The following is a 12,568-nucleotide window of genomic DNA, read 5'->3' as shown; positions in this document are numbered from 1 at the left end:
TCCTATGTAATCACATGGCCAAAGATTGACTACTTTGGCCCGATATATTGCCATAAAATCTTGCTACGCCACCGTATGCTTAAACGGCAGCTTTTTACCTGGCAATATTTAAATCTATGTTTAAAAATCTCTAAAAAATGCCTTTAAAATAGTGTCCCCGTGTAATCGGTAAGGACTCATTCTTAGGCGGTACCGGTAAGGTGTGTGCCAAAATACCGCGATAAGCGCCAATCGTATCACGCAGCCATTCTTTAGACTGCTGACGACCGTCAATGCGAAGAATAGCAATACCTCGTTTTACCAAATCCGGAATGTACGCGCGCATATCGAGCATGCGACTGTTCATGATATGCATGCGGCAATAGGAATCCGTACGAAGTGGGAATTCCTCGCCCAGGCGGTCACGCAAGCGATAAGAGTCCTTCAAACAAGGGGCCGGACAATTGGCTTTACAACCGGTACCGGCAAAACTGCTGATAACACAGTATTCGGAAATCATGAGCTCCGTAAGCCCGTGAACAACACATTCTATAGGCAAAGAGCTATGACGAATGATGGCCGCAATTTGACGTAAAGTGGCTTCTTGGGAAAGAACAACGCTTGAAAGGCCTAATTCGGCTGCTTCACGTACCGCTTCTTTATTAAACAGCTGCAAGCTGCTGTCACCTTCCACCTCCCCTTCATAGCCCATCATTTGGAGCCATTCCAAGGCACCTAAGAAGTGAATGCTGATGGCATTCGGCTTAGCCGCGATAATTGCCTCTAAGGTTGGACGATACGCCTCGATTTCACTTTCCCGAACGATACGCGGCGTCGCCAATACACAACGAATCTGATGCTCACGACAAATAGTCACCACGCGATTATATACATCTAAATTGTACGGCTTACGCTGTAAGCGGTCACCGCCGAAAATAATCTTCTGCGCCCCCGCTTCAATGGCCGGTTTTAATTGCCATTCTTCATCAAGCTGCACCGAAACAATCGGCAAGGAACCGGCCTTAACGCTATGAGTAGCTTTACCGGCTCGTACCATCATACTCTTATAACTTGGTCTGTCCTTAAATTCAGCTGCAATGGCACCTTCGATGCGTGTTAACACCTCAGCCATGGCCTTAGTATGTTTTGCCAATAATATATCTTCCAACCGGGCAACCGCATCACGGCGCATCTGGTTGAGCACACTGGATGGCCACATAAACGGCTCTTCCGGCATATATAAAGAAGCCAACCGGAACACCGTCGTACCTAAACGGCCAATCTGTTCCGACACTTTTTCATGACTGGTCGGCGTCTTATGAGCCCGTTGCACCACATAGTCACCGCTAACCGTAACAGACGTGCCGTCATCCATCAAGAGTGTCAAAGTCGACTCAGAGCCTTCCTGTCCGTCCAAATACGCATGCACATCGTACTTACGGCCAAATTCCTGTAAATTCTGCCAAACTGTTTTCTTTGGACCTTCATCGGATGGACCGATACGCTTCCCCCGATTGCCGGGAGCCACGGCGGTAATCATTTCACGGCCGGAACGATTTTCCAAGTAAGCTGTGGAGAACCCGCGGTTAAAGCCCGCCGTCAAATGTTCTTGGTCTTCAGCCAAGGTTTGACCCGCTCTATCGATAATCTGACGATACGTGCCGATAACCTCTTTCACGTAGGACGCTTTTTTCATACGCCCTTCTACCTTGAAAGAAGCCACACCGGCTTCCAAAAGTTCCGCCATATGCTCACTGTAATTAAGGTCCTTCGGACTCATGATATAGGCTTCGTTTTCAGTATTTATGACCTTGCCCTCGCCATTGATAAGTTCATAGGGCAAACGGCACGGTTGTGCACAGGCACCGCGGTTACCACTGCGGCCGCCGATGAAGCTACTCATGAGGCACTGACCGGAATAACATACGCAAAGGGCACCGTGAACAAACACTTCAATTTCCGCTTTCGCTTCGCGGCAAATCGTTTTAATTTCTTCGAGACTCATTTCACGAGCCAACACAACACGGGTAAACCCCATGCGTTCCAAGAAACGTACCGTCCCCATGTTAGTGGCCGTCAACTGCGTGCTGGCGTGCAAATGAAGCTTCGGTGCTACTCGTTTCGCCAGTTCGGCTAACGCCAAATCCTGCACAATAATGGCGTCTACATTGATGCGTTCCAACTCGCGCAAATATTCTTTTAAATCGTTTAACTCGGCATCGCCGATTAATATATTCACCGTAACAAATACGGACACATCCAACAAATGGGCCAAGCGAACCGCTTCAGCCAACTCTTCTATCTCAAAATTGGCTGCATTCGCTCTCGCATTAAAAGCCTTGCCGCCTAAATAAATTGCATCAGCTCCGGCTTCTAAAGCTGCTAAAAAATTTTCCGACGTGCCTGCCGGTGCCAATAATTCCATACGCCCTCCTTAAGGACTCAATTCGCCATATTTCTATATAGAATTATATCACATTCTTTAAAAAATATGGCAAAATAAGCCGTTATACTGTGCCATCGCACAATATAGCGGCTTATTAATTATTTAATCAGTTAATGTATTTTACTACTAATTGAAACAAATTGCAACTGTTGGCGCCATTTGACGCTCTAATAGCCAATTGAGACCTGCATTGGCACAATAGTCAAATAGATCTCTCCTATTAGCGCAATTTACAACCCAATTCAGCTAACGCAGCCAAAATGTCGTCAATTGCCGGCTGAATATCTTCATCCGTCAAAGTACCTTCATTGCTGCGGAAGGATAAATTGTAAGCTAAGCTGCGATGGCCTTCTTCAATGTGAGCCCCTTCGTACACGTCGAATACGAACGCCCGTTCCAAATACTGACCGCCTTTTTCATAAATGACTTGGCTGATAGCTTCGGAAGATACAGTCTTAGGTGCCACGATGGCAAGGTCGCGAGCGGTGCCCGGGAACTTACTGATACCCTGGTAACGAAGCTGTCCGCGGGTCAAGCCCAAGATAGCCGTCACATCGATATCAAAGAGATATGCTTTGCCAGGTAAATCGTAAGCTTTCATTACTTGCGGATGCACTTCACCCAAAGTAGCAATAACAGTACCATCCACAACATACTGAGCACTTACGCCCGGATGGAGATAGGTTTCTTTGGAGCGTTCAATCGTAGCTTCAATACGAAGTTCTTTAAGAACCGCTTCAAGCACACCTTTTACATCATAGAAGTCGGTGTCACGCTGTGGCTGAGCCCATTGCAAATCTGTCGTTTTGCCCATCATAAAACCACTTACATGGTATTTTTCAACAGGAAGTTCAGTAATCGGCAAGGCTTTCGGTTCGTAAACCGCACCGGCTTCGAACAACCACAAATCATGGTTTTTCTGTGCCAAGTTGCGCGCCGCCGTATCAAGCATGCTTGGAATCAAGGTCGTACGCATTACCGGGAATTCTTCCGTAATCGGGTTCAAAATAGGTACCGCCTGATAACGGCTGTCCGTTTCCGGAATGAGTAATTTCTTGAGGCTGTCCGTATGCATGAAGCTGAACGTAATAATTTCGCTGAGACCCTGGGTTACCAAGGTCTGACGAATTGCTTTCGTAAGCAATTTCTTATCGCTCATGGTGCCACTGTTAAGGTTGGCCCATGGGGTTGTATTCGGAATGAAATCATAACCGTAAATACGAGCTACTTCTTCCGCAATATCCGGCATAACCGTTACGTCGCCGCGCCAGGACGGAACACCAACGGTAATTACATCACCATCTTGTGTCCAAGTGAAGGACAAGGTAGTCAAAATTTCCTGCATCCGTTCGGCGGAAATATCGGTACCTAAGTAGCTGTTAACCGCTGCCACCGTGAAAGATACAGTACGAGCTTCAGCCGGAGCCGGATATACATCCACCACACCTTTAGCTACGGTAATATCTTCCATTAACTCCTGCAACAACTGAGCCGCACGGTCAAGGGCCACCGGTGAGTATTCCGCATTGACACCGCGTTCGAAACGGCCGGATGCTTCACTGCGCATACCCAGCGCACGAGCGGTGCGACGAATGGAGGACCCTTTAAATACAGCCGATTCCAAAATAATCGTCGTCGTTGCTTCGGTTACTTCACTATCGAGACCACCCATAACACCGGCAACCCCTACAGGGCCGTTCGCATCGGCAATAACGAGCATATCCGTGGTCAACTCACGATCCGTACCGTCCAACGTTTTTAAGGCTTCACCGGCTTTAGCGGCGCGGGCCGTCAACTGATGACCGGCTACTTTATCATAATCATATGCATGCATTGGTTGACCGTATTCGAGCATAACATAGTTCGTTACGTCTACCACATTATTGATTGGGCGAATACCGCCGTTACGCAAACGGTTCTGGAGCCACAATGGGGACGGTCCCACTTTAACATTGCCGATAACACGCGCCAAGAAGCGACTGCATAATTCGGCATCATCAATGCCGATTTTTACCATATCGTTGACATCCGTACCATTTTCATTCACTTTAACGGTCGGTTCCGTATTCTGCGCGTTTGTCAAAACCGCAAATTCACGGCTCAAACCGATCATGGAGAAGCAGTCTGCACGATTCGGTGTCAATTCGAATTCATAGACAGTATCGTTGAGCATCACCGCATCACGAATATCCATGCCGATTGGCGTACCTTCCGGCAAAATGTAGATACCTTCCCCTTCGCCCGGCATAACCATATCTTTAGGAATACCCAATTCCGCTACGGAACAGAACATACCGTCAGATACTTCACCACGAAGTTTACCCTTTTTAATTTCCGTGCCGTCAGCCAAACGGGATTTATGGTACGCCACCGGTACCACCTGACCAACAGCCACATTCGTTGCTGCCGTTACGATTTGTTTCGTAATTTCTTCACCCGTTTTGTCATCAAGACAAGCAACCTGGCAAACCTGTAATTTATCGGCATCCGGATGTTTTGTAATTTCTGTAATTTTACCGGTAAAAATCTTTTTCAACCCGGGATCCATCGAGATAACGTCTTCTACCGGAATTCCAGCCTGCGTCAATACATCGGCCAGTTCCTGAGCCGGTTTCGTTGTGTCTACAGGAACATAGTCCTTCATCCATGTTAAACTAGCTTTCATCGTCGTACCTCCTAGAACTGCTTCAAGAAACGCATATCATTATCATAGAATAAACGTAAATCGCCGATGCCGTACAAGAGCATAGCAATACGTTCAACACCCATACCGAAGGCAAACCCCTGCACTTCGTTCGGGTCATAGCCGTTCATGGTCAACACATTCGGATGAACCATGCCGCAGCCGAGGATTTCGAGCCAGCCCGTATGGGAGCAAACGCGGCAGCCTTCACCGCCGCACATGCAGCAGGAGATATCAACTTCCGCACTCGGTTCCGTGAACGGGAAGAAGCTGGTACGGAAACGAACTTTCGTTTCTTCGCCGAACATGTGGCGCAAGAATAATTCCAAGGTACCTTTCAAATCGGCAAAGGTAATGCCTTTATCCACTACGAGACCTTCCACCTGATGGAATACCGGGGAGTGAGTGGCATCATAGTCCCAACGATATACTTTGCCCGGTGCAATCATGCGTACAGGGCTGTTCGGTTCCTGACTCTGAAGCGTACGAGCCTGTACCGGTGAAGTGTGGGTACGAAGTAATACGGAGTCCGTAATGTAGAAGGAGTCCTGCATATCGCGCGCCGGATGATCGGCCGGTAAATTCAAACATTCAAAGTTGAAGTAATCACTTTCAATTTCAGGCCCTTCCGCAACGGTGTAGCCCATTTTCATGAAAAAGCGTTCAATTTCATCGTTAACAGCTGTGAGCGGATGTACATGACCTTGGCGAGTAGCACGGCCCGGCAAAGTAATGTCGATCTCTTCGGCGCCCAATTTAGCAGCCAACACTTCTGCTTCCAGTTTGGCCTGCACATCATCAATCATAGCTTCCAATTCCTGACGCACCGTATTTACCAAGGCGCCCATGCGTGGTCGTTCTTCGGCCGATAATTTGCCGAGACCTTTTAACAATGCAGTTACTTCGCCCTTTTTACCTAAATATTTAACGCGGGCATCTTGTAAAGCTTGCAAATCGGTAGCTTTTTGAATAAGCTCCGCCGCTTGCGCTTTCAGGGATTTTAATAATTCTTCCATCCGTCACAACCTCCTAAAACAAAAAAAAACCTCCGCCCCGGCAAGGGGCGAAGGTATAACATTCGCGGTACCACCCTAATTAGTACTCAATAACCTTAACGCGGTCTCACGATGAATCTACTCGTTGTTCAATCCATGGCTCCAAAAGGAAAGGCTCTTTGCATCGCATTTATGAAGCTCCCACCAATGCTTCACTCTCTGAAAAACACCTATGCAACGCCGATTTTGTCATCGCCGTAATGTCTACTCGTCATGCCAATGCATCCGTCAAACCTAAAAAGCAACTTTGAAAAACGCCAGTACGACTGAGTTTTTTATTAATCTATGTGTAAGTATATCAACTCTTACGCATTCTGTCAAAGCTATTTACGCCTTAACAATTAAGTGGCCTCATTACATGGTCATATCGTCATGACCACATTCAGCCCTGATAACCAAGTAAACTTACGCCTTATACCCGCCAAGGAAGTTCCGGCAGGTCAAACTTGTCTATTACATAGAATGTGCCGGTACTCATATACACAAGGTCGCCCACCGTATTATATAAACGGCCGGTTGTGACCATGGTATGATTGCCGTTGTGTTCCACATTGCCTACGGCGCGCAGTTTTTCACCGGCTTTAACAGCTTTGATGAAATTCCCCTTCATTTCAAGTGTTACCACTCGTTTACCCAAGGTAAAACAGGATACACCCATAACCGTATCGGCGAGGCTCATATAGACACCACCGTGCACATTGCCGATAAAATTACCATGTCTCACTGCATCGGTGTCAAACAGTATTTCCAAATGACCGGGATCACCACCGGTTACACGAGTATACTTTGACCAATCAAAGGTATGTTCATGACACATTTTGTCAAAAAAATCAACTAACGTACGCATTCCTTGTTTTTTACTCACGACTACACTCCCTTCCGTGATTTATTCTACAGCGCAATGCATCAAATAAACAGTATGCAAATCAGTACATTGTCTTTTGAGGGACAATTTACTGTACCTATTACTCATAATGTAAGGCATCAATCGGATTCAACTTAGCCGCCTTACGGGCCGGATAGAGACCGAATACGAGGCCGATAGCCATGGAGAAACCGAAGGACAAGAGAATCGGTCCCATGGAGATAACTGTCTTCATGCTCGTCAAAGCACCGATCAACTTAGACGCCCCGATGCCCACCAGGATTCCGATGGCACCACCCACCAGACTGATTACCACCGCTTCAATGAGGAACTGCATAACGATAACGCGATACGTAGCCCCCAAGGCCTTACGCACACCAATCTCACGGGTACGTTCCGTAACGGATACGAGCATAATGTTCATGATGCCGATACCGCCGACAACCAGCGAAATGGCAGCTACGGCACCTAAGAACAAGGTCATAGTCGCCGTTGTTTCTTCCACGGTCGCCATAATGGTGGCCATATTACGAACGTTAAAATCATCGAGTTCCGGATTTTTAATATTATGGCGTACACGCAAAATATTTTCCACGTCCGTCTGTAAACGATCAAGATCTACGCCGTCTTTCGCTTTGATATAAATCATGCGCAAATAATCGACGCCCTGTAAACGTTCCATCCCTGTAGTGTACGGAATGTAGATAACATCGTCCTGGTCATTACCGAAACTGCCGGAACCTTTACTTTCAAGCACGCCGATTACCTTGTAAGGATTATTTTTAATACGAATATCCTTACCCACCGGGTCTTCCGTGCCGAATAAATTCGTCGCTACCGTAGCCCCGATAACGGCCACACGTTCGCGCCGTTCCACCTGAGACGCCGTAATGAAACGACCGGATTTAACCGTCCAGTTATTAATATATTGGAAATCACTGTTTACACCGTTAACACTGGTCGTCCAGTTCTTATTCGTATAAATAACCACATACGAACTGCCCGCCGATACCGGCGACGCCATATCGATATCCTGCAAATGAGAAATGGTCGTATAATCTTCAAGCTTAAGCGTTTTCTGCGAATCCGCCGTAGGCCGAACGCCCGGCGTCCGCGGCGCGCCCGGATACACCATGAGCAAATTACTGCCCAAGCTGGAGATGGAGTCCTGAATTTGACTGCGCACCCCGTAACCGATAGATACGAGGGCAATAACCGCAGCTACGCCGATAATAATCCCCAACATGGTAAGGAGCGAACGCATCTTGTTGGCCACCAAGGACGCCCAGGCCATCAAAAAGCCCTCTTTATACATGAGACGTCCCCCCTTCATTCGTTTGTTCCGTATTTACTTTTTCCGTGACAGTTTTCGGTATCACCGACTTAACCGCCTTTTGTGCCGTTGCCGGCGACACGGCTACAGATTCAGTAGGAGCCTGTACCGTTTGAAGACCGGCCATATTCGGATTTTGCTTATCTTCTACGATATAACCGTCGCGCAGCACAATATTACGGCTTGCAAAGGTAGCAATATCCGGTTCATGGGTAACCAAAATAATGGTACGCCCTTCATTATATAAATTGGTAAAAATATTCATTACATCCACACTGGACTTGGAATCCAAGTTACCGGTCGGTTCGTCGGCCATAATAATGGACGGGTCGTTGGCCAAAGCGCGGGCGATAGCCACACGCTGGCGCTGACCACCGGATAGTTCCGCCGGTAAATGGTCGAGCCGTTCACCGAGCCCCAACGAATCCAAAAGATAGGCGGCCCGCTCTTTGCGTTCCTTTTTGGGAACACCGGCATAGACCATAGGCAACGCCACATTATCTTGAGCCGTTAACTTCGGCAACAAGTTAAAACTTTGGAAAACGAAGCCGATTCGTTTATTGCGCACAAAGGCGAGCTCATCATCACTCAACGTGGCCACTTCTTCGCCGTCCAATTTATAGGAACCTGAAGTCGGTCTGTCTAAACAACCCAAAATATTCATAAACGTGGATTTCCCCGATCCGGATGGACCCATGATGGAGGTAAACTCGCCCTCATAAATATTGAGGTCAATCCCGTGTAGTACGGGCACTACCAGTTTACCGTTAACATACGTCTTGGTGATTCCTTCCAGTGAAATGACTGCTTGTTTCATCTGCATTCCTCCTAGAACATAGGCCCGCCGGAGTTACTCTGTTTGGACGACGAAGAACCTACATCACCACTGACAACAATTTCATCGCCTTCATTTAGACCTTTAGCAATTTCAATCGTCGTTTCACCGGTAAGACCGGTTGTTACACTGGTTCGTTCCGGTTTACCGTTTTTAATTACATACACGTATTCGCCCACTTTATCCGTACGCACAGCGGCCAACGGCACAACCAATACGTTAGTGCGTTCATCGCCGTAAATCGTAGCACGAGCCGTCATTGTCGGGAAGAAGTTCGACGCATCGCTTGGCGAAATAGCTACCTTAACCGTATAGTACACTACACTGCTGCTCGTCGTACCCATGTTACCTTTGGTACCCAAAGCAATGTCACTTACATAGCCGGTAAAGGTTTTACCCGGATGAGCATCCACCGTAAAATCTACGCGAGCGCCTTTTTTCACACTACCGATATCTGTTTCATCAACGGTCAAATAAATCTCAAGATTACTCAAATCAGCAACCGTTGCGATAATCATCTGCGTGGAAATACCGGTACTGATAGTCTGGCCCGCTTTTAACGGTGTACCGATAACCGTGCCGTCCATCGGCGAAGTAATGGTCGTATCGGATAAATTAGCTACTGCCCGATCATACGCAGCCTGCGCCTTCTGGTAATTCATAAGGGCTGTATCATAGGTCTGTTGCGGAATAGCCCCTTGCGCAACCAAGGTGCTGTAACGATCTAAATCATTTTTGGCATTTTCGAGCGTAGCTCGTGCATCATCCGCCGTTGCCTGTAATTGACGGGCATCGATGGTGGCAATCACCTGACCGGCCGTTACATGGTCATTTTCTTTAACCAAAACCTGCTCCAACATACCGGCTACGTTAGTGGAAATATCTACATAATTTGTCGGGTTGATAGTCCCCGTGGACGTAATAACCGAGGCAATATTCCCCCGCTCTACTTTCCCCGTCGTATACGAGGTCGCTTGTGTGTTATCTTTTGTTTTGAAATAATAAAAAGCGCCACCCAAGACCAGTAATATGAGGATGAGGATCCCCCAAAATTTCTTTGTCCGCCACATGTGCTTAACTCCTTTACTTAAAGACAAAATAATCAGGTCTCTCAATTTTCATATAATTAAAAAGCCCTTCTCGACTATACGGCAAAGAAGGGCTTTTCAGCTCATATATATAATCGATAATAATTATAGGTTTCACTAATGAGTGCTTAATGAACCTATCGAGCCAATACCGAAATCAGCTCATATTCCGATTCACTGATAGGATAACAACGTGTGCACGCTTCTTCATACGGCACCATTTCAATCTTGCCGTTTAAAACAGCGGTCAAACAATTACTCTTACCTTCGAGGAGAGCATCAATCGCTTTTTCACTCATGAGTGCCGCCATGGCCGCATCACGAGCGGATGGCGAGCCACCACGTTGCAAATAGCCAAGAACAGTAACACTCGGGGAAATATTGAGGTGCTTATTAATATAGCCGCACACTTCAAAACTGTGGTATGCCCCTTCCGCCACCATGATGATGCTGTTCGTTTTACCTGCATTATGGGAAATGCGAAGCTGATCGCACACTTCATCAAGACTCATAGGCTTTTCGGGAATAAGCACCATTTCGGCGCCGCACGCAAGACCGGCACGCACCGCCAAATGACCGGCACTGCGCCCCATAACTTCGACGATGGCTACCCGATCATGAGCCGTCGTGGTATCACGAATCTTGCTGACCGCATCAACGACCGTATTAAGGGCCGTGTCAAAACCAATGGTATATTCCGTGCCGCACATATCGTTATCGATAGTGCCGGGAATCGTAATTGTGGGAATCCCCTGTTTGGCAAGCGCCATGGCACCCGCCATAGAGCCGTCACCGCCGATAACAACGAGAGCATCAATTTCGCGGTCCCGAAGAATCTGGGCCGCTTTTTCCTGGTTCTCCAGCTCCTTAAACTTTGTGCAACGAGCCGTCTTGAGCATCGTGCCGCCACGGTTGACGATAGCCCCTACATCACGTCGATTCAAAGATTCAAAATCATTTTTTAAAAGCCCTTCAAAACCGCGGCTAATGCCATATACGTGTAACCCTTCGTAAATCCCTTTACGAACCAAGGCACGCACCGCCGCATTCATGCCCGGCGCATCACCGCCGCTCGTTAGAATCGCAATATTTTTCATGTTGCTCTACCCCCATAGGACGTCGTTTTTTGAACTCCACACCTTCACGTGCTAACGTTTCGTGGATTGAATCAATTAAATTTTCAGTGCGACCATACGTCGTATCTATGACACAATCACACTTCTTATACACCGGTTTCCAGCGTTGCATCATCGTTTCTACAAAGCCCGCCACATCATCATAATCCATGGTCGGCCGTTTACCAATACGACGATTCACCCGCTTCACGATGCGATACTCGGAAGCCCGAATACCGATAATATACGCATACCGCTGTAAATATCGTACCGTCCGTACATCAAGGGGAAAATTACCACCTACGGAAATAATACACTCATGATACATGCAAACTTTCTTTAAAATTTCACGTTCCGCCGAACGAAAGAGCTTCTCGCCCAGCTTCTCATACACTTCGGCTATGGGCAAATTATAGCGCCGTTCCAAAAGTCGATCCGTATCAACGAACTGCCAACCTTTGGCTTCCGCTAAATTGCGTCCCAAATGACTTTTGCCGCTCCCCATAGTACCGATTAAAATTATATTTCGTTTCATTACTTAATCCCGCCTATTACAGATTGTGTCATACATAATCACAACGAACAATTACCTGTTACTCCGTTCTCATTATGTACGATACCCATTTGATTCTATTCTACTACATCACAGCATTTAGTAAAAGTATAAAACGAATAGGATTTAAGGAATTAAGAAAATGTTTAGGTTTGGGGTGAGAGACATAATAAAAAAGCCATGACAAAAGTCACGGCTTTAGGTTAAGAAATAATATCAAACTGAATGTGAAGTTGATTGTTTTGTTTATTCAGTTGTTTAGGCTCTATTTGCAGTTCGGGACTATCTCCATTCAATTCTTCAACCAATGTGAAATAATCTCGTAAATTTCCTGTTACTTCTACAGATAAGCTCTTACCCTTCTTATTCTCCGTTTCTTCCATCGCTGTAATTGTTAATGCTTTACCGGACAAATATTTCATCAGTTTATCCTTTAAGGCTTCTTCAGTTATTTCTTTCTTGTCGGTCGCCATAATCATCTCGTAAGCCTGACTGCTCACAACAACTTGATCTGCTTCATTTTGTAAAGTCTGTTGTTCTTGTATCGCTAATAAGTCACTTCTCTCCTGATGGAACCAGAGAACTATACCAGCTCCCAAAACTGTAAGTACCATGT

Annotated in this window: 10 protein-coding genes; all 10 read right to left on the bottom strand. The window is 46.7% G+C overall.

Going from position 1 to position 12,568, the window contains the following annotated elements; genetic code table 11:
- Positions 1-130: 130 nt before the first annotated feature.
- Positions 131-2,404, bottom strand: coding sequence for a U32 family peptidase (locus CCC71_RS05705; protein ID WP_247239829.1), 2,274 nt, complete (start codon positions 2,402-2,404; stop codon positions 131-133).
- A gap of 241 nt (positions 2,405-2,645) precedes the next feature.
- A complete protein-coding gene (pheT, locus tag CCC71_RS05700; protein ID WP_021842514.1) occupies positions 2,646-5,090 on the bottom strand; it encodes a phenylalanine--tRNA ligase subunit beta in 2,445 nt (814 codons plus the stop codon).
- A gap of 11 nt (positions 5,091-5,101) precedes the next feature.
- Positions 5,102-6,124: a phenylalanine--tRNA ligase subunit alpha gene (gene pheS / locus CCC71_RS05695; RefSeq protein WP_021842515.1), complete on the bottom strand. Its 1,023-nt coding sequence runs from the start codon at positions 6,122-6,124 to the stop codon at positions 5,102-5,104.
- A gap of 451 nt (positions 6,125-6,575) precedes the next feature.
- Complete coding sequence (locus CCC71_RS05690) at positions 6,576-7,028, bottom strand: PaaI family thioesterase (protein WP_021842516.1); 453 nt, start codon at positions 7,026-7,028, stop codon at positions 6,576-6,578.
- A 100-nt stretch (positions 7,029-7,128) separates the two neighbouring features.
- On the bottom strand, positions 7,129-8,343 hold the full coding sequence (locus CCC71_RS05685; protein WP_021842517.1) for an ABC transporter permease: 1,215 nt from the start codon (positions 8,341-8,343) through the stop codon (positions 7,129-7,131).
- Positions 8,336-9,178 (bottom strand): ABC transporter ATP-binding protein, encoded by an 843-nt coding sequence (locus CCC71_RS05680; RefSeq protein WP_021842518.1) that lies wholly within the window; start codon positions 9,176-9,178, stop codon positions 8,336-8,338. The genes CCC71_RS05685 and CCC71_RS05680 overlap by 8 nt, the downstream gene beginning before the upstream one ends.
- An 11-nt stretch (positions 9,179-9,189) precedes the next feature.
- Positions 9,190-10,266 carry an efflux RND transporter periplasmic adaptor subunit gene (locus CCC71_RS05675; protein WP_021842519.1) on the bottom strand — a complete coding sequence of 359 codons (1,077 nt, stop codon included), beginning with the start codon at positions 10,264-10,266 and terminating at the stop codon, positions 9,190-9,192.
- A gap of 155 nt (positions 10,267-10,421) precedes the next feature.
- The gene (gene pfkA, locus CCC71_RS05670) at positions 10,422-11,381 is read right to left on the bottom strand and encodes a 6-phosphofructokinase (RefSeq protein ID WP_021842520.1); all 960 of its coding nucleotides are present in this window, start codon (positions 11,379-11,381) and stop codon (positions 10,422-10,424) included.
- The gene (locus tag CCC71_RS05665; protein WP_021842521.1) at positions 11,347-11,934 is read right to left on the bottom strand and encodes a shikimate kinase; all 588 of its coding nucleotides are present in this window, start codon (positions 11,932-11,934) and stop codon (positions 11,347-11,349) included. Before CCC71_RS05665 ends, pfkA begins: the two co-directional genes overlap by 35 nt.
- A gap of 221 nt (positions 11,935-12,155) precedes the next feature.
- Positions 12,156-12,566, bottom strand: a complete 411-nt coding sequence (locus CCC71_RS05660) for a hypothetical protein (protein ID WP_156705368.1) — start codon at positions 12,564-12,566, stop codon at positions 12,156-12,158.
- Positions 12,567-12,568: the final 2 nt, after the last annotated feature.

Source organism: Veillonella sp. LMAG:90 (genome assembly GCF_008679445.1).
Taxonomy (GTDB): domain Bacteria; phylum Bacillota; class Negativicutes; order Veillonellales; family Veillonellaceae; genus Veillonella_A.
This window is presented reverse-complemented; position numbering and strand designations above follow the sequence as displayed.